A 19,208-nucleotide genomic window follows, 5' to 3' on the forward strand; every position below is an offset into this window, starting at 1 on the left:
CAAAAAAGGCGCTTTACAGCGCCTTTTCTTTTACTTGTCGGCCGGTAACCAGCCCTGACGCCAGTCATCGAGCCCGGCATCCCGCAGATACCAGTCGCTGCGCACGGCGGCACGCAGCGCATCACCCTGCCGCTCGCGCAGCGCCGGATCGTGAATATACGCCTGAATCGCGTTCATCCAGTCTTTAAAGCGGTTCGCCACCAGCGTCACCGGCAGATTGCAGCGATAAGGTTCAATGTCAGTGGCGATGATCGGCACGCCGCAGGTGCCAATCTCCAGCAAACGCAGGTTACTCTTACATTCGTTGAACTGGTTGATTTCCAGCGGCACCAGCGCCAGGTCAAGATTCAGACTCGCCAGTTTCTCCGGGTACATTTCAAACGGTACGCCGGGGTGGAATTCGCAGAGCACGTTGCGCGGCTTCATGCCCATAAACACCCACTCTACCTGCCCTTCCAGCTCTTTGATCAGCGGCAACAGGATCTCCAGATCGCCGGTATGCGAACTGCCTCCGGCCCAACCGACACGCACTTTTTTCCCGGTTCCGCGGGCGCTGAGCAGGTGATCCCACTGATTCGGCGCCAGCCGGTTTTGCGCAATGCGAATATCGCTGTGAAAACGGCTGTAGGCTTCGGCCAGCGGCGCAGTAGAAACCACAACCCAGTCGGCGCTGTCCATCACTTTGCGGAAGTTCTTCAGCATCTGCGGCGGGAAGTGCTGGCGGTTACCATTTTTCATCGGCACGTTCAGCAGGTAATCATCATACTCCAGCACGATTTTCGCGCCGCTGACATCGCGTAACTGCTTCATGATGTCCGGGAAACGGCTGCCGGTGATCAGCTCAAGCAGAATCACATCCGGCCGCATTTGCGCCGCTTCCATCAGGCCGGGAATGGTATTCGTCAGCCCGCCTTCGATCATCAGATGGCGTTCCAGCGCTTTGAACGGTTGCATCACCCGGTGATGACCGCCGCCGACCCAGTTGATGTGATGGGCTAACACCACCGGCAACGGGCGGCCAGGCAGCGGCTGGTGCAACCGCGCAATACTTGCGCTCAGCGTGAAGGCCTTGCCCATCTTCTGCATCAGCGGATGGTATGAAGGCTCATTCAGCAACCCCTGCTGCCACTCACCGCGCAGCGTCGTATAGTCCTGCAGCAACGGGCGCTCCTGCACGCCAATTTTGTTGCCGAATAGACGCGTCGCGCCGCCCATATGTTTCACGCGGGCGTAAGGCGTCCAGACATTGAGATAGCCCTGCTGCTGCGCGCGCAACCCCAGATCCACATCGGCGAAATAGAGGGGATAACGCTCCTGGGTAAAGCCGTTTAAGGAGAAGAAAACCTCTTTGCGCACCATCATGCAGGAGGCGCTCACTGCAGCCAGGTTACGTGGCGTTTTCAGAAAGTGCTGGAAACCATTACTCTGTCCGTCAGCGCCGTCGAAGGCGACATCAACACCGTGCTGCACGCCAACTAAATAGCCGCCATGTTGAATACGGCCATCCTGATACTCCAGCCGCGCGCCCACCAGCCCCACTTCCGGGCGCAGCGTATGTTCAAGCAGCGCATCCAGCCAGTGACCGTCGATGATTTCGCAGTCATTATTGAGGAACACCAGCACATCGCCACGCGCTTGTTGCGCGGCGGCATTATTGATTTCAGCGAAGTTAAAGGGCGCGTCGTAGCGCAGAATGCGGATCTGATCGAGCCCCAACGCCGCCAGATCGTTGAGGAAACGGCAGGCATCCTCCTCCACCGACTGGTTATCAACGATCAGCAACTCATAGTGTTGATAGCGGGTCTTTTCCATCAGACTTTCAATGCAGCGTTTCAGCAGCGCAAAGCGATCGCGGGTCGGAATAATGATCGACACCAGCGGCGTCGCCTGCCACTGGTAGCGCAGGCGTTTAATATTCTCCGCGAATCCCTCTTCCTGCGTGGCGTTAATTCCCAACCGTTGCAGATGCGCCAGTAGCGCCTGTTCGCATTCAGCGACCACGTCTGCCGCCTCGCTCCATTGGGTAGCCGGATGCGGGTTTTCCACCAGCACTTCCGCCACTCGACCCACTGCGCCTGCCCCCTGCCCTTCGACAAAGCGCCACAGCAAATCGATATGCTCCGCGTGGGGATAATGGCCGCTGAATCCTCCCACCTGCAAGGCAGTTTCCCGCGAAAAAAGTACCGTCTGGCCGATATAAGGCACACCGCGCAACAGATCGATATTGACGCCGGGGCGCAGGGTGAATACCGGTTCACCGTTTTCCGCCCGCGTCATTTCATCACAGTAAAACAACCCGGCATTTTGCTGGTTCATCCGTTGCTCAGCAAAACGTAGCAGCGCGTCGTCACGCAGCGTAAAACCTGCGGGGACGAGCAACATCGCTTCGGCGCTACGCGTTTGCAGCAGCGCATTGGCCACGGCCGGCCATGCGGCATCATCGGCAATCACATCAATGCTGACGGCCGCCAACGACTGGCTTTCCACCGAAGCACGCGTGTGCGCGCTGGCCTGATTGTCGCCAAGGATAATTACGCCAATGCTGGCTTTATCCGGATATGCCCGGGCAAAAGTGAGCAACGCTTCCCGCCGCGCTTCGCTGATCTGGCGATCGTCCAGCCAGCGGGTAAAGGAGTAATCGGAGGTTTGCTGCTGTGCCAGCACCGCTTTACTGTGAAAATTGAGCGCATAGCGGGATTTTTCATCAAGCTGGCGCGTCTTCGCCACCAGTGGCGCATTGACGATGGCATCCAGCGCGGTCTCCAGCGACCATTTCGCCGCTAAATCCGCGCGCTGCGCCTGAGTCCACGCCAGTGCACTGGCGTAGCCGCTTTGCAGCATCTCAACCCACTCATCGGCATCCGGGCAGTTGCGCAGCGACAGTGCGCAGAAATGCTCGGCTTCATGGCGGGCGATGTTAGCGTCGTTCAGATAGCCTTCAACATAGCCCTCGTTCACCAGGAACAGCGGGATCCCCAGCGTCAGCGCTTTCGCCACGCTGTCATCATTGCCGATCACGACGTCATAGTGTTCCAGCCAGGCCGGATCGATGCGCTGCGCTTGCTGGGTAAGATCCAGCCAGTCTATCTGAACGCCAGCTTCGCGGGCACGCTGCTGCACTTCGTACATTTCCGCCGACATTTTCGGCGCTATGTAGACCGCGCGCGCCAGCGTCGACGATTCGCGGGTGCGCGCATACTGGCTGAAACGCGCCGGAACCGTCCACGGCAAGTTTTTCAACTGAGTGCTTTCCACACCGGTTTGCAGCAGCAGCGCAGAAGTGCGCGGCGAGAGATCAAGTGTCAGCGCGGCGAACTGGTTTTCCAGCGCCACGCCCCACGGAATGTAGAGATCGTTATAGTCGTTGAAATGGCGGAAAATCATCGCGCCGCTGAGACGTTCAGCGGCGATCGCATCGAGCAGTTTATCGCTGAAGAAACCGCGGTAGATCCAGATAACATCATATTGCGTCTCCGGCTCACCCTGCTTGTCGGTCACCAGCGCAAAGCGCCCTGTCGCCTTCAGGCGATCGATCTCCGCGTTCAGTGCTTTTCCCGCACGACTGGTGATGACATCCACCCGCCAGTTCTGAGCCAGCAGCACATCCGCAATATCGAGTAATTCGCTGGTATGGGGCGTAAAGGCGTCAAATTTATCAACGCTAATTAATAGGCTTCGCATCTCTCATCCTCAGCACGCCGGCCTGTTAACCGGGGCTATCAAAGGGCGTTTCTGTCGTTATGCAATATTGTGGGGGAGTGAGAAAAGATTGAGAGGAAAAACAGCCAGTAGAAAAGGCGTTATATCTGACGATTGGACATAAAAAAAGGCATCCGAAGATGCCTTTTTTAATCCGTTGCGAATTAACGCAGCAGGGACAGCATGGTCTGCGGAACCTGGTTGGCCTGAGCCAGTACGGAAGAACCGGCCTGCTGCAGGATCTGCGCGCGGGACATGTTCGATACTTCGGTCGCGTAATCGGAGTCCTGAATACGGCTACGAGCAGAAGTCAGGTTGCTCACGGTGTTGTTCAGGTTGGTGATGGTGGATTCGAAACGGTTCTGGGATGCACCCAGCAGGCTGCGCTGTGAGTCAACCGCTTTGATTGCCGCATCGATATCTGCCAGCGGGCTACCATCGGTGCCACCAGTGGTATCAACAGTACCGCTCAGTACGTCGAAACCTTCAGCTGCAGTAGCACGTGCGTTGCCGTTAACCACGCCACCGGTAGACGCTGTTGCGCCTGTCGCGTTGAACAGGTTGTAGGAATCTGAAGAATCCAGGCTGATGGAGATGGTTTCGCCGTCTTTCGCGCCAACCTGGAAGTTGTAGCTGCTGGAGCCGGAACCGGTGTTCAGCACTTTGATGCCGTTGAAGTCGGTCTGGGTGGTAACGCGGTTAACTTCTTCCATACGCTGGTTAACTTCAGCCTGGATGGAGTCGATGTCAGAAGCAGAGTTGGAGCTGTTCTGCGCCTGAACGGTCAGGTCACGGATACGCTGTAAGTTGTTGTTGATTTCGCTCAGCGCGCCTTCAGCCGTCTGCGACAGGGAGATACCGTCGTTGGCGTTACGGGCAGCAACGGTCAGGCCGTTGATGTTGGAAGTAAAGCGGTTAGCAATCGCCTGGCCAGCAGCGTCATCTTTCGCGCTGTTGATACGCAGACCGGAAGAGAGACGCTCGATCGCAGTACCCAGGGAAGCCTGAGACTTGGTCAGGTTGTTCTGAGTCGTCAGCGACAGGGTGTTAGTATTAATAACAGCCATGATAATTATCCTTCATTGAGAAATTAATATTCCGGTATGCGCCAGCGGCTTCATCACCGTCAAAATTGTTATCGACGGGGGTAATAAACTCTTTAGCGATTTTTTTATTTTTTTACGGCGCCAGGTTTTTAACGCAAATAAAAAAAGCGCCGACAAGCGGCGCCCTTCTTTATTACCAATTTTGCGATTAACGCAGCAGGGACAGCATGGTCTGCGGAACCTGGTTGGCCTGAGCCAGAACAGAAGAACCGGCCTGCTGCAGGATCTGCGCGCGGGACATGTTCGATACTTCGGTCGCGTAATCGGAGTCCTGAATACGGCTACGGGCAGACGTCAGGTTGCTCACGGTGTTGTTCAGGTTGGTGATGGTGGATTCGAAACGGTTCTGGGACGCACCCAGCAGGCTGCGCTGTGAGTCAACCGCCTTGATTGCCGCATCGATGTCTGCCAGCGGGCTACCGTCAACAGTACCACCGGAGGTTACGGTACCGCTCAGTACGTCAAAACCTTCAGCCGCAGTGGCGCGGGCAGTACCGTTGATGGTCTGGCCGGTGGTCTGGAAGGTTGCGCCAGTGGCGTTGTACAGGTTGTAGGAATCAGAAGAGCTAAGGCTGATAGAGATGGTTTCGTTGTCTTTCGCGCCAACCTGGAAGTTGTAGCTGCTGGAGCCGGAACCGGTGTTCAGCACTTTGATGCCGTTGAAGTCGGTCTGAGTGGTAACGCGGTTGATCTCTTCCATACGCTGGTTAACTTCAGCCTGGATGGAGTCGATGTCAGAAGCAGAGTTGGAACTGTTCTGCGCCTGAACGGTCAGGTCACGGATACGCTGTAAGTTGTTGTTGATTTCGCTCAGCGCGCCTTCAGCCGTCTGCGACAGGGAGATACCGTCGTTGGCGTTACGGGCAGCAACGGTCAGACCGTTGATGTTGGAAGTAAAGCGGTTAGCAATCGCCTGGCCAGCAGCGTCATCTTTCGCGCTGTTGATACGCAGACCGGAAGAGAGACGCTCGATAGCGGTACCCAGGGAAGCCTGAGATTTGGTCAGGTTGTTCTGAGTCGTCAGCGACAGGGTGTTAGTATTAATAACAGCCATGATATAATTCCTTTAAATAAAAAAGTTATCAGATTCAGGCATCTGCCTACGGCGTTCTTACCGTCACCCACGTTATCGACCATCATTGATCAACCTTTAGAGAAAAACTTTATTTTTTTAAAGCCACAAACTGCCCGCTATTCTTTGGCTTTATTCCGCCATTGCTTTAAAAAAAAACCTCTAATCTTTTCGCAGTCGCTGCCGATACTCCCCGAAGTGATTGTCTAAAACTGAAGGATGAAGATATGGCAAGTATTAGTTCGCTCGGCGCAGGCACAAGCTTGGATCTGAACACGTTGTATGACAATTTGCAGACAGCTGAACAAACAAAGCTGACGCCAATTACCACTCAGCAGACTTCGTTTAAAGCCAAGCTGACAGCCTGGGGCGTGGTGCAAACCTCCCTGACTAAGCTGCAAACTGCTGCGAATGCGCTGAAAGATACATCGAGCATTGCATCAACTAAAGTGTCCAGCACGAACACCGCATTTACTGCGACGCTGGCCAATGATGCAGCAGCAGGGACTTACTCGGTTGAGGTGTCTTCGCTGGCAGCTTCTCAATCTCTGCTCAGCCCGAAAGTGGCCAGCAAAGATACTGATTTAGGCGACAGCAGCCTGAGTTCTCGTACCATTACGATCACTCAGGCTGGGCAAACGAATCCATTGAGCGTCACGCTGACCAGCGATCAGACCAGCCTGTCGGACATTCGTGATGCCATTAACAAACAGCAAGGCAGCGTAACTGCGAGCATCATCAAAGCAGATGACAACAGCTACTACCTGGCACTGACTTCACGTGACAGCGGTACAGCTAACCAGATGACCATCACCACAGATGATTCGTCACTGGCTCAGTACATCAGCTATGACTCGACGAATACCAGCAGCGCAAGCAACGTGATGACGCAGCAGGTCGCGGCGGCTGATGCGAAGCTGAAAATTAACGGGATTGAAATTACCCGTAGCAGCAACACGATTACAGATGCACCAGAAGGCGTAACGCTGACGCTGAATAAAACCAACGTTGGCAGCCCAGAAACGTTGACGGTGACGAAAGACAACCAGCCGATGACCGACGCGATTCAGGCGTTTGTTGATGCCTATAACTCGCTGCAAACGACCATTGCCAACCAGACCAAATATACGGCAGTGGACCAGGGCAGTGATTCACAGGACACCTCAAACGGCGATCTGTTGGGCGACGGTACGCTGCGTAACATCCAGACGCGTTTGCGCTCCATGCTCTCCTCGTCACAGAGTGATTCAGGCAGCGTTTCTATTCTGTCGCAACTGGGTATTACACAGGATACGACGGGTAAGCTGACGGTTGACAGCACCAAACTTACCAAAGCGTTGAATGAAAAATCAGCGGACGTGATTAGCTTCCTGTCCGGCGACGGTAAAACCACCGGTTTCGCCACCCAGGCAAGCAACCTGCTGGACGATTTTTTAGGCACCAATGGTACCGTGCAGAATGCGACCGACGGGATCAACAAGACCCTGAAACAGCTGTCCGATCAGTATGACCAGGTCAATGATCAGATCACCGCAACCATGGCGCGTTACAAAACACAGTTCACCAGTTTAAGTCAGCTGGTTTCTTCTCTGACGACAACCGGTAACTATTTGACCCAGCAGTTCAATGCAATGAGTTCATAAACCATCAGTTGAGGTTTGACATGTATACGAAATCGGGAACTCAGGCTTATGCCCAGGTCGGCGTGGAAAGCGCCGTTCTGAGTGCCAGCCCACATCAACTCGTGGTGTTGCTTTTTGATGGTGCCTTGAGCGCCATGAAAAAGGCCGCGATCCTGATTGAGCAGGGAGATATTCCCGGTAAAGGACGGGCGCTTTCACAGGCTATTAATATCATTACCAACGGCTTGCGGGCCGGTCTTAATCACGAAGCCGGTGGTGAGATCTCCGCAAATCTGGACAGTCTTTATGACTACATGACACGACGTCTTTTACAGGCAAATCTCCACAATGACCTCTCCGCCATTGATGAAGTATCGAAGTTGTTGAGCAACATCGCTGATGCCTGGAAAGAAATTGGCCCCAATAATCAAAACTCGCGGGACACTTACTAATGGAAGCAAATCTCGGGTTGCTCCACCACTATCAGCAGCTGTTGGTCGCCAGCCGCACCATGCTTAACCTCGCGAAGGAAGGGCGTTGGGACGAACTCATCGAACATGAAGTGAAGTACATTAACTCTGTGGAGACGTTAGCACAGTACCAGGATGCCGGAGAAATTGCGCCTCAGTTGCAGGCGCAAATTCGGCCGCTGCTGAAGCAAATTCTGGATAACGAAGTTGTGCTGAAAGAACTGTTAAACGAGCGAATGGACGAACTGCGGACATTGGTTAGACAGACCTCTCGACAACATAACCTGCATTCGACATATGGACGCCTCTCTGGAAATATACTCTTCCCGAATGAGATCTAATCTCAGAACAGGCGGGTGACGTTTTTAACACCTCACCCGCGCTGTTCTCTTCTGTCATCCCTGTTTCCCGAGTCTCAGGAACATGGCATCAGGTTTTCGTTGTTATCCCTCTATTTTACCTTTCGCGAAAATGCAGGCTGGCGCCAATGCAGGCGTACTCCTGTGCGTAAAATGCACCAGCACCCGCGATAGCGGCGTATGGAAGAAAAAAGAAAAAGGAAGGGTATCTGATATGCCGGGCAGCAGCACCCGGCTCCATGCTTATTTGCTGATGTCCAGCCCGGCGGTGGTCAGCGCGTTCTGGCACTCAACCGTCGGTTTATCGACGCGTTTGAGCGTCATGCCATCAAATTCCAGCGTATTACCTTCATGGTCGAGCGGGTAAATATCCCGTTTTTCCGTCACGTTATATAACGTACTGCCATCGCGCATCAGTTTGCCCGGTACGGCAATGACCCGCTGCCACTGGCGGCAATCCAGCGTGTCCCCTTCGGGCGTGACGATCAAGCTGGCTATGGCTTCCGGGCTGACCAGTTTGCTCTGCGGGCCAGCCGACTGCCAGTAACCCGCCAGACCTGCCGGTGCAGGTTGTTTTACCACCGCGCTGTAATCATCCACCTGTACGCAGCCGCTGAGCAGTAGCGCCGCGCCAATAATCACTCGCTTTTTCATTATTTATCCCGATCGCGAAGAAAAAAATATTGTGGCATTAAAGCATTATCATCGCCACCCTTCTCCGGCGCGAAGAAGTTTGATCTGCACCAGGATTTACGCCCTTTTTACGTTAGTTTGTCATTTGCCACGTGTATCATTCGCCTTCTTTAATTGCTGCCTTCTGAGTTCAGAGGTTTTCACTATGTCATGGCAATCCTTTAAGGAGCGTTTCCTGATTCGCTTCTGGTCACCGATTCCGGCCGTTATCGCCGCCGGTATTCTCTCCACCTACTATTTCGGCATCACTGGCACCTTCTGGGCGGTGACGGGCGAATTCACCCGCTGGGGTGGCCAGTTGTTGCAACTGGCGGGCGTGCATACCGAAGAGTGGGGATACTTCAAATTGATCCATCTGGACGGCACGCCGCTGACGCGTATTGATGGCATGATGATCATCGGTATGTTTGGCGGCTGTTTTGCCGCCGCGCTGTGGGCGAATAACGTCAAGCTACGTTTTCCACACAGCCGCATTCGCATCGCGCAGGCCGTTGCTGGCGGCATCATTGCCGGTTTCGGCGCCCGGCTGGCGATGGGCTGTAATCTTGCCGCCTTCTTCACCGGCATTCCGCAATTTTCGCTGCATGCCTGGTTCTTTGCCGTTGCCACGGCGATTGGCTCATGGTTCGGTGCGCGCTTTACGCTACTGCCCATGTTCCGCATTGCGGTAAAAATGCAGAAAGTCTCCGCCGCTTCACCGTTGACGCAAAAGCCGGATCAGGCAAAACGCCGCTTCCGCATCGGTATGCTGGTGTTTATCGGCATGGTGGGTTGGGCACTGCTGACAGCCATGAATCAGCCAAAACTGGGGCTGGCAATGCTGTTTGGCGTCGGTTTTGGTTTACTGATTGAACGGGCGCAAATCTGCTTCACCTCTGCATTCCGCGATATGTGGATCACCGGGCGTACCATGATGGCAAAAGCGATTATTTTCGGTATGGCGGCGAGCGCGATCGGCATCTTCAGCTATGTGCAATTGGGAATGGAGCCCAAAATCATGTGGGCCGGGCCGAATGCCGTACTCGGCGGGCTGCTGTTTGGCTTCGGGATTGTGCTGGCTGGCGGTTGTGAAACCGGCTGGATGTACCGCGCAGTTGAAGGTCAGGTGCATTACTGGTGGGTCGGGCTGGGCAACGTTATCGGCTCGACGATCCTGGCCTGGTTCTGGGATGACTTATCCCCTTCCCTCGCCACCCACTGGGATAAAATCAACTTACTGAACACCTTTGGCCCGCTCGGCGGCCTGCTGGTGACCTATGCGCTGTTGCTGGCCGCGCTGCTGTTTGTCATTGGCTGGGAAAAACATTTCTTTCGCCGCAAAACGCCGGCGCCCGTTAAGGAGACTGCATGAACATTGTGCCCGATTACCGCCTCGATATGAGCGGTGAACCTTGCCCTTATCCGGCGGTAGCCACGCTCGAAGCGATGCCACAGCTCAAAAAAGGGGAGATTCTGGAAGTGGTGAGCGACTGCCCGCAGTCGATCAATAACATTCCGCTGGATGCCCGCAACCACGGTTATACGGTGCTGGATATCCAGCAAGATGGCCCCACCATCCGCTACTTGATTCAGAAGTAACGCACCAGGCTGGCTCACCTGCAAACGGTGAGCCAGCCGCAGATGATGCTCAACCGACGAAATGGCAGATCTCGCCCCACTCATCCATAAACATGCAGCGGTTGCGCCCGCTCTGCTTACCGCGATACATCGCCGCATCGGCACGTTTTGCCACCTCATCCAGTGACTCTTTGGCCTGGACTTTGGTTAACCCAACGGTGACCGTAATATGCAGCGCGTGATCGTCACAATGCAGGGTGGTGTCGGCAATGGTATTGCACAGCCGCAGCCCGGTCAGACAGGCATCTTTATCCGAAGGCGCGCGTAGCAAAATGATAAATTCCTCGCCGCCATAGCGGTACGCATTATCGTCATCGCGAATGCCGTCGCGTAATAACTGCGCGAGGCCGCGTAATACGCTATCACCAATCAGGTGACCGTAAGTATCGTTAATATTTTTAAAGCGATCGATATCCAGTAATAACAGATAAACATTCTGCTCTGCGGCGCGTATTAATTGCTGTTCAAACGCTTCATCCAGCATTCTTCTGCCTGGCAAGCCGGTGAGAATATCGATACCGCTGCGCATATTTAATAAATAACTTTTATAGGTTGTCACCGCGCTGGAAAACAGAGCCAGATGCTGTTTAAAGTCGGTGAAATGATCGGCTGTTACGGTTTTATTCTGGATGGCGAGCATCATCTGGCGACCACTGTCATGCATGCGCGCATGTGCCTCGCTAATTGCCTGAATACATGAAAATTCCTCCTCTCCAACCGGTTGATGATGATGCAACCAGTTTCCAACACAACAGTATTTATGCGCGCACGGATGAATAATATCTGGCTGTTCGAAGGCATTATTTACCACGCAGGAAAACATATTCACCAGCCAGTCGTAATGGGCATCAACAGCATAATTAAGATCGGCCAGAATAGTGTCAATCTGGCAAGTTTTACGGTACATAGTTGCCCTCCGCGTCAGCTAATTTTAGGGCTGCTAGTGTATGCAACTGAAGTTAGCTTTTTGTAAAGATCATTAAGACAGGGCAATAATTAATTATTTCAGCGGGATGAATATTTACGAAAAGCACGCCGAAAGTGCGATCGCACCTAACCCGGTGCGCGACATACTCTTTGCCTGCGCAGCGCCACTGGATATTTTTCATTCAAAGAGATTCAGTTCTCAGCGCCGTGCTGCGGTAATTCCCCGTACCGGCGTTTTGGCCGCAGGGAAATCATTACGGGCTATATGTACCGGGATAGTGTATGGTTACAGCCCATTCATCAGGAAATACTCTATGCCACAACGGAAAGATTCAAAAAACAATCGCAACTTTCTCACCAAATGTACCTGCCCTCACTGCGCTATGCAGTCAGAACACAGCTTCACCCGAGTTCAGAAAGGTTCAGCACTGATGTGCCCCCATTGCAGCAAGATCTTCAAACAAGACAAACCCGCTTACGCCTGAAATCAGCAACCTCAGTGGATACCGGTCGGCATTTAACGGCCGGTTTTAACACCTGCACCGAATCCTTCCGCCGCTCATAAAGAAAAACCCCGCTTTGCGCTGAGGGATCCCCATAAATCAGCGCTAATAAACCAACACCATATTCTGGCAGGTTCTGGCGAGGTGATTAAGAATGGTGCTCAGCACCGTTCGTTTTAAAATTAGCGGGGAGTGTCGTAAGACATTCTCCGCTAACGTCAGATACGAGATTACCAGCCGCGTTTTAATGCTGTTGGCCTGATATCTAAGATGTAACCCTTTATTTTCAGTGTGATACCCAATAAGCCACAGTACTATTGTGCTCAGTGTCGCCAGCAGGCTCAGTACCAGCACTCTTCCTGCCGAACGGCTGTAACTGGCACGCAGGCCGAACCCAAAGCGCTCACTTTTTTCATCCCTGAAGTTCTGCTCAATCTGCATCCGGCGGCTGTATAACTTCATGATTTCACGCGGCTTAAAGTCATTTGTGCTACTGAATATTAACCACGGTTCTTTTGCCGCCGAGCGGGCATCTTTTATCTGTGATGGTCTGGCTATACCACAACGCGAGCGTTTATTTTTCCGTCCCTTCGTCTCTTTTTTATGCAAATAAAAATGGCCATCGCACCGGGCATATTCTGCACGGGAAAGCGTTCCCGGCCCCAGATATTCGGGTTTGCTACTGGCCTGTAATTCCTGACGCCTGAACCAGTATTCCCCTTTCCTGGTCAGCCTCAGTTGTTTATTGCCCCGTATCCGGCCAATAAAATCCCAGCAGAGTGATTTGATGTGCCGGAACCACGCATTCTGGAAGCCCGCATCTGTAACTATGATGACTCTGGCTTTTTCATTTACGGCTTCGGCAAGAGCATCAAGAAAGTCCTGCTGTATCTGTGCATTCTGTTGTTTTTCAGAAGGAACTATCCAGCTTAACAAGGGGATTGAGCGCCCGTCGCAAATCAGGCCGGCGTGGAGTACGTGATACTCCTGAGATGGATATCCACTCCAGTCAACGGCGATGACGCACAGTGATAGCCTGCTCGTCAGCATGGAAATAATATTTCTGAAAATCAGAGGGATATCGTGATGAAGAGATTCATTACCGAGTAAACGATCAACGCGTTTTATTTTGTTTTTGACCTGAGCAATACCGGGTAAATAACGTCCGATGCTGGTCAGCGTCAGAGATGCGCCATTGATGAGTGCGATGGTGGCATCCAGCAAAGCATTTTGTCGATATTTGTGAAACGGTGCTAAAGCATCGCGGAAAAAATTCTGACATACTTGGCGAGCAGGCATAGAGGTGATCTCATTGAATTGGTTGCACAAATCAGTAGATCACAAAACTCTATGCCTGTCTTTTTTTACCCGCGCGTTGCTGGGGATTCCTCAGCGCCTGAGCGAGGTTTTTACGTTGCCCCCTGCCCACGCGAAAAGCGCATCAATTAACTGTTGATTGCATCCTATAAAAATGCATGTTGCTTAGATCGCCTATGTAGTCCTGTACGGGAGAAATGAAGCCCATGATCAGCTCCGTTGGGGTTGAACATAAAACACAACTTATCCTGACCATTGTGCGGATTGGTATCGCGGAAATGGTGCGTATGGATTTGATCCAGTCATTGGCCTGAGCCTGCGACCCGTTGAAATCGACGGCAGCGAGCTGGCGTACAAACTCGCCTGTCGTGACAACACGACGGTCGGAAGGCTCAATATGAATAGCCTGGTAAAAACGCGGAGATGATGTCAGAACGACGCAGCATGAGCTAAACCTCTAAAAAACACTGTGCATACATGCAGCGTTAATAGCTGAAGATTGCGATCAAGCGGAACGAGAACTTTCGTTTTTAATGTATAAAGATCAAAAAGAAGCATCTCCGGACTTAATGAATTGTCAGAAATCATTTATAGTTGGTTACCTAAAATCACAATGTATTGATAAAGGACGTATCGATTGCTCTCGTTATCAATAACCAGGTTTGTCTGGTCAACTGGCATCTTCTGTTTTTTGCTGGTTACATGCCGTTCATAGGATGATCAGGCAAAAGGTGCTCTTGAGTGTCTGGCCGCTTTTTGTGGCCAGAGATGGGATAAAGGTGTAACAAAGCCAGGGGAAAACCTGCCTGAGTAAGTTATTCAAATAATGTTAAATCTATTTAGCCGTTACGTATCTGTTGGCGTGGTAAACACAGCAATTCACTGGCTTGTTTTCGGGTTATTAATCCACCTTGTGTCAATGACTCAGGCGACGGCGAACCTTATAGCGTTCTGCGTCGCGGTGACCTTCAGTTTCTTTGCAAATGCAAGGTGGACATTCAAGACCAAAGTCACTTATTCAGGATATATCATGTTTGTTTTGTTTATGGGGTTCATGGCAGGCTTAACAGGCTACCTCTCAGACATAATGAAAGTACCTCCTTTGATTACACTTGTCGCTTTTTCTGCCATTAGCCTGGCGTGTGGTTTTATTTATTCAAAACTCATTGTCTTTAGGGATGCGAAATGAAAATCTCGTTGGTCGTTCCGGTCTTCAATGAAGAGGACACCATTCCAATTTTCTATAAAACGGTGCGTGAATTTGAAGGACTAAAACAATATGAAATTGAAATAGTCTTTATCAACGATGGCAGCAAGGACGCAACTGAATCAATCATCAATGCGCTAGCCTTTGCTGACCCGCAGGTTACCTCTCTTTCATTCACACGCAATTTTGGTAAAGAGTCGGCGCTTTTTGCAGGTCTTGACTATGCGACAGGTGATGCAGTAATACCTATTGATGTAGACCTTCAGGACCCTATAGATGTCATCCCTCACCTTATTGAAAGATGGCAGGCTGGCGCAGATATGGTGCTGGCAAAGCGCTCCGATCGTTCTTCAGATGGCAGGATGAAACGTAAAACTGCCGAGTGGTTTTATAAACTTCACAATAAAATCAGTACTCCTCAGATCGAGGAAAACGTGGGTGATTTTCGCCTAATGTCTCGTGAAGTAGTGGAAAATATTAAACGCATGCCAGAACGGAACTTATTCATGAAAGGTGTGCTTAGCTGGGTGGGAGGCAAAACTGACGTAGTGGAATATGCGCGATCCGAGCGAATAGCCGGGACGTCAAAATTTAATGGCTGGAAGTTGTGGAATCTGGCACTAGAAGGGATAACCAGCTTTTCTACGTTCCCGCTGCGTATGTGGACATATATAGGACTCTTTGTAGCCGGGCTTTCATTTTTATACGGTGCATGGATGATAATCGACACCATGGCTTTCGGAAATCCGGTACGGGGTTATCCATCTATATTGGTTTCAATATTGTTCTTAGGTGGTGTGCAGTTGATAGGTATAGGTGTATTAGGGGAGTATATCGGACGGATATATGTAGAGGTTAAAAATCGTCCGCGTTATATTTTGAAAGAGAAAAATAATGATTAGTTTCTACAACAAAGAATTGTCGTCATTTAACGCCTTCCTGCTTTCTCTTGTCGTCATTACATTGGGTTACTACCCGCTTATTAATGACAGGATTTATTTTGTTGATGATATAACCCGGTCCATTAAAGGTTATTTCGGATGGATTGGATTAGGAAGGCCGCTAACAGAATGGCTTGCTATGGTTTTAAGCACCAGCTCCGTAAGGCTAGCGGATATAACCCCTTTACCTCAATTATTAAGCATGCTTGCGCTAAGCTCTTTAGTGATGATTTTGCTAAAGAATACATTCAAAGATGTTACTGTCGGTAATGTTTTAATATGTAGCACCATTGCGGTTAATCCGCTTATATTTGGGAATATGCTTTTTAGATTTGACTCACTGTCAATGGTTCTTTCTGTTTTGTTACCTGTGATGGCGTGGGACTTACTGAATAAAAATAAAATGGTTTTCCCTTGTTTATTGCTTATTGCCTGTCTTTCATTTTATCAACCTGCAATTGCAATATTCCCATTATTAATAATGACAACATTTCTTCAATCAGATAAATATAGCGATAAGACAATAAACTATATTTTCAAGGCTACATCATTAACTTTCATTGGTTGCATAATCTACTACCTTGCAGTAGTTAAGTTAACAATAAAAGAATCTGAACATAGAGCGGATCTTACTTCAGACTTTGGCCATGCTATTTTATCGGGTTTAAAAAATTCACTTGTAACAGCATCACAATCATATGGGCATATTGCGTGTGTAATCATCTCTATTGCCACTATTATTTTTGCCGTAATTTATGCAAAAACATTTTTTAAAATGTTAAATGATGAATTTAACAGAAAAAAATACATAAGCATATTACTAATGATAGCAGTTCCTTTTGTCATTATTCTTTGTACTGTTGGGGTAAATTTAATTCTTAGCAATGGCTATTATCCTGTCAGGGTTCTGTTTCCTGTTTCATTTATTATATTTATGATGCTCGCTGTTCCGGCCAACAGCACGAATAAAATAAATATTATAGCATCAATTTTATCTACAGGTCTAATATTCGCATCTTTATCCGTTATATATGCAACGACTTCTGCACTCTACAATCAGCAGAGATATGATTCATATGTACTATTCTCACTAATTGATAAACTATCAACAATGAATAAAGGGAAGGAAACCTACATATTTGGCACCACAGAAGATGCAGAGGCGTCAAAAACATCAGCTCGTGTATTTCCTATTCTTAAGCATATAAAAAATAACTACTATGACATGACGTTAAGTCAGTCATTAATTAATAACGGGGTGAGAGACATCGTTTTTTCTGGTGAAACGAGAAAAGTGTCATATACACTACAGAAAAAAGCATGCAATAGACATATGGATAAAATATTTTCGACTCCCCAATATTCAATTTTTGAGGACGAAAATCATCTATTAATTTCGCTAGGAAAAAACAACTGTTCTAAATAGTTTTATAAGGGCATGCATATGCCCTTATATATTGCAACAGAAAACAACATCAAGTGTCAGCCATTGACGATCTGTCGCATAACAAGAAATAAAATGCCATAAAAATATTATAATTATGTTAACTTATGCACTGCTGAAATGAAAATACCCTCTCCGATGTTTTTTGAGTTATTATCAGTCCCTTTATTGAGACAAAACAAAAAGTTAGGATTCAAAATGATTTTACAAAAAAAATTATTATCATTCGCAATTATAATTATTAGTATGTACATATCTTGGTTGCCAGTTTATAGCAATAGTGGTGCCTGGATGACGTTCGATCTTATAGCACACACAGATCGTGCAATATCTACAGCAAATGAATTACGTAGCGGACAAATATTTTCTTTTTTTGATTTTTCTTATCCATATTATCCAGGGTATTCATGGAATCTATTCTATCCACCTTTGGAAAACTTCATTTACACTGGTCTGTACTTATTTTCAAACAATATAAATTTTTCATTGAAAATTTTAACTATTCTTATAACTATAATTGCATTTATTCACTCATTCATTTCCTTTATTTATCTGAATATAAATAAAGGAAAATCTCTGTTTCTTGCAATTCTTTTTTCTAGCTCATTATATCAAATTGACAATCTATTTATTCGTGGAGCAATTCCAGAGTCTCTTGCTGTTAGTTTTATCCCATTATTTATCGCTTCGCTAATTAATGATACGAATAACAAATCATTTTTGATATTGACATATGCGATAACAGGCATGTTATTATCAAATATCCCATTATTCCTATGTTGTGGTTTAGTTGGTTTTGTATACTTGATGTTGGATTTTAAAAAATTCAACTTATTAGTTAAATCTTTTATTTTTTCCATTGCATTGAGCTCATTCTATTTTCTTCCTTTGTTGTACTCTATGCATGGTCAGCATTTCCCGATCATGGATACAAATTGGTTTCCAATCATGAGTGAAAAAAGCATTACTTTCTATGAGCTAATTTCAGGAGAGAAAATAAAATCAGGAAAATTGTCAAATATGGTTCTCGGAATAGGATGGCCTTTATTTATTTTGTTTTTATATTCATTAACGCAAAAAACCAATAAAAACATTATCGGCACCATTGCAATATTAACAGTGTTAATAACTTGTGCTGCAGATTATTCTTTCCTTCCTGAAAAACTATATTTCCTCAATAAGATCCAGTACACATGGAGATTAATTCCTTTTTTATTATTTCTTTTGCTTGTCAATATTTCCCTCTTCGAAAAGATAAAACCAACCCATTTACTTATCTCTATTTTTATAATCAGCCTTATGTCTTCATGGATGTCAGTTAAAACATTAAACAGCTACAATATTACTGAATTAAATTTCAGAGGCTCTAACAACACGGTATTTACAGACTACACTTTAAAAAATACAAAAAAATTAAAAGAGTATGATAAAGAATTATCATGCACTTCTCAAAAAGACTTAAAAAACGAAAACATACCTTACTCCTCTGGCAGAGGAAAATATGGATTGCCATACTTCATTTTCAGTACCGATAAAGAAATGCAATGTGTAATACCCGTAATGGCTTATAACTCCCTGGTCATAGATGGTGAAAGAGAATCAATCGATGGTTATTTAGCATATAAAACATCTGCTGGCGAAAATATTGCGAGAATTGAATATCACAAATATTTCCTTTACACTGTTATTTCTGGTTTTGTTTTAAGTTTCATTTTTACGCTATACTTTGTTTTTTTGGTGTTTTATAAAAAAAGATAAAATGGGGAGTTACACTGAAATTTAAATTCAAGTGTAACTCTGCATTAATTACGACTCCACTCCTGGTCGCTAGTGAGATGAGCAGCTACCAGGGAAACCAGAAAGTGATATCCGCATAAACCGATTCCGAGTTATGTAATAAAAAGATAATTTTTAATAGATATTGCCCCGCAGAGCTTTTTACCCTGTACCGGGAACTCTGTTACATCCGTAACCCATTTTTCATTGGCTTTTGAGGCACCGAAGTTCCGGCTCAGGATATTGGGCGCTGCCTTGCCCGTTTCCCCTTTCCAGGCACGATATTTCTTCACCCTTATCAGAGACCGGAGCAACAGCTCTCCCATCAGCCGCTGCACTGTTTTATGGTTTACCAGCAGCCCCTGTTTTCTCAGTGAGAGTGTGATCCTGCGGTAACCATAACGCCCTTTGTGCCAGTGGTATATCTCTCTGATTTTGTCTTTCAGCCCGGCATG

16 protein-coding genes and 1 pseudogene are annotated in these 19,208 nt (G+C 48.4%); 10 read left to right on the top strand and 7 right to left on the bottom strand.

Features of this window, described 5'->3' with window-relative positions:
• Window positions 1-30: 30 nt before the first annotated feature.
• The 3 genes from C0557_RS15005 to C0557_RS15015 form a co-directional block, all read right to left on the bottom strand.
• Window positions 31-3,681 (bottom strand): glycosyltransferase, encoded by a 3,651-nt coding sequence (locus C0557_RS15005; RefSeq protein WP_208659159.1) that lies wholly within the window; start codon window positions 3,679-3,681, stop codon window positions 31-33.
• A 182-nt stretch (window positions 3,682-3,863) separates the two neighbouring features.
• Window positions 3,864-4,766, bottom strand: a complete 903-nt coding sequence (locus C0557_RS15010; protein ID WP_208659161.1) for a flagellin — start codon at window positions 4,764-4,766, stop codon at window positions 3,864-3,866.
• A gap of 187 nt (window positions 4,767-4,953) precedes the next feature.
• Window positions 4,954-5,859 carry a flagellin gene (locus C0557_RS15015; RefSeq protein ID WP_208659165.1) on the bottom strand — a complete coding sequence of 302 codons (906 nt, stop codon included), beginning with the start codon at window positions 5,857-5,859 and terminating at the stop codon, window positions 4,954-4,956.
• A gap of 245 nt (window positions 5,860-6,104) precedes the next feature.
• On the opposite strand from C0557_RS15015, the gene fliD reads away from it, so the two are divergent.
• The 3 genes from fliD to fliT are packed head-to-tail and all read left to right on the top strand — an operon-like array spanning window position 6,105 to window position 8,310.
• Window positions 6,105-7,520: a flagellar filament capping protein FliD gene (fliD, locus tag C0557_RS15020; protein ID WP_208659167.1), complete on the top strand. Its 1,416-nt coding sequence runs from the start codon at window positions 6,105-6,107 to the stop codon at window positions 7,518-7,520.
• Window positions 7,521-7,540: 20 nt separating this feature from the next.
• Window positions 7,541-7,951, top strand: coding sequence for a flagellar export chaperone FliS (fliS, locus tag C0557_RS15025; RefSeq protein ID WP_007371511.1), 411 nt, complete (start codon window positions 7,541-7,543; stop codon window positions 7,949-7,951).
• Window positions 7,951-8,310: a flagella biosynthesis regulatory protein FliT gene (gene fliT / locus C0557_RS15030; RefSeq protein ID WP_208659169.1), complete on the top strand. Its 360-nt coding sequence runs from the start codon at window positions 7,951-7,953 to the stop codon at window positions 8,308-8,310. The genes fliS and fliT overlap by 1 nt, the downstream gene beginning before the upstream one ends.
• 261 nt (window positions 8,311-8,571) lie before the next feature.
• On the opposite strand, the gene yedD is transcribed toward fliT, so the two are convergent.
• A complete protein-coding gene (gene yedD / locus C0557_RS15035) occupies window positions 8,572-8,982 on the bottom strand; it encodes a lipoprotein YedD (protein WP_074780873.1) in 411 nt (136 codons plus the stop codon).
• 184 nt (window positions 8,983-9,166) lie between these two features.
• On the opposite strand from yedD, the gene yedE reads away from it, so the two are divergent.
• Both yedE and yedF read left to right on the top strand, forming a co-directional pair.
• On the top strand, window positions 9,167-10,372 hold the full coding sequence (yedE, locus tag C0557_RS15040) for a selenium metabolism membrane protein YedE/FdhT (RefSeq protein ID WP_064565514.1): 1,206 nt from the start codon (window positions 9,167-9,169) through the stop codon (window positions 10,370-10,372).
• Complete coding sequence (yedF, locus tag C0557_RS15045; RefSeq protein ID WP_035890239.1) at window positions 10,369-10,599, top strand: sulfurtransferase-like selenium metabolism protein YedF; 231 nt, start codon at window positions 10,369-10,371, stop codon at window positions 10,597-10,599. Before yedE ends, yedF begins: the two co-directional genes overlap by 4 nt.
• Window positions 10,600-10,648: 49 nt before the next feature.
• Here the strand turns inward: yedF and C0557_RS15050 are convergent, their stop codons facing one another.
• The gene (locus C0557_RS15050) at window positions 10,649-11,545 is read right to left on the bottom strand and encodes a diguanylate cyclase (protein ID WP_208659171.1); all 897 of its coding nucleotides are present in this window, start codon (window positions 11,543-11,545) and stop codon (window positions 10,649-10,651) included.
• 334 nt (window positions 11,546-11,879) lie between these two features.
• Between C0557_RS15050 and C0557_RS27285 the strand changes: the two genes are divergently transcribed.
• Window positions 11,880-12,050, top strand: coding sequence for a YnfU family zinc-binding protein (locus C0557_RS27285; RefSeq protein ID WP_217273295.1), 171 nt, complete (start codon window positions 11,880-11,882; stop codon window positions 12,048-12,050).
• Between the two features lie 123 nt (window positions 12,051-12,173).
• Here C0557_RS27285 and C0557_RS15055 read toward each other — a convergent pair whose 3' ends face one another.
• On the bottom strand, window positions 12,174-13,367 hold the full coding sequence (locus C0557_RS15055) for an IS4 family transposase (RefSeq protein ID WP_208659174.1): 1,194 nt from the start codon (window positions 13,365-13,367) through the stop codon (window positions 12,174-12,176).
• Window positions 13,368-14,211: 844 nt separating this feature from the next.
• Here C0557_RS15055 and C0557_RS15060 point away from each other — a divergent pair.
• From C0557_RS15060 to C0557_RS15075, 4 genes are all read left to right on the top strand, one after another.
• Window positions 14,212-14,574 (top strand): GtrA family protein, encoded by a 363-nt coding sequence (locus tag C0557_RS15060; protein ID WP_208659176.1) that lies wholly within the window; start codon window positions 14,212-14,214, stop codon window positions 14,572-14,574.
• Complete coding sequence (locus C0557_RS15065; protein ID WP_208659179.1) at window positions 14,571-15,494, top strand: glycosyltransferase family 2 protein; 924 nt, start codon at window positions 14,571-14,573, stop codon at window positions 15,492-15,494. The genes C0557_RS15060 and C0557_RS15065 overlap by 4 nt, the downstream gene beginning before the upstream one ends.
• Window positions 15,487-16,959, top strand: a complete 1,473-nt coding sequence (locus C0557_RS15070; protein ID WP_208659181.1) for a glucosyltransferase domain-containing protein — start codon at window positions 15,487-15,489, stop codon at window positions 16,957-16,959. The genes C0557_RS15065 and C0557_RS15070 overlap by 8 nt, the downstream gene beginning before the upstream one ends.
• 216 nt (window positions 16,960-17,175) lie before the next feature.
• Window positions 17,176-18,735 carry a hypothetical protein gene (locus C0557_RS15075; RefSeq protein ID WP_208659183.1) on the top strand — a complete coding sequence of 520 codons (1,560 nt, stop codon included), beginning with the start codon at window positions 17,176-17,178 and terminating at the stop codon, window positions 18,733-18,735.
• Between the two features lie 173 nt (window positions 18,736-18,908).
• Here the strand turns inward: C0557_RS15075 and C0557_RS15080 are convergent.
• Window positions 18,909-19,208: pseudogene (locus tag C0557_RS15080) on the bottom strand (IS3 family transposase); the annotation flags it as partial.

The sequence above is a fragment of the Kosakonia sp. MUSA4 genome, from assembly GCF_013085925.1.
Classification (GTDB): Bacteria; Pseudomonadota; Gammaproteobacteria; order Enterobacterales; family Enterobacteriaceae; genus Kosakonia; species Kosakonia sacchari_B.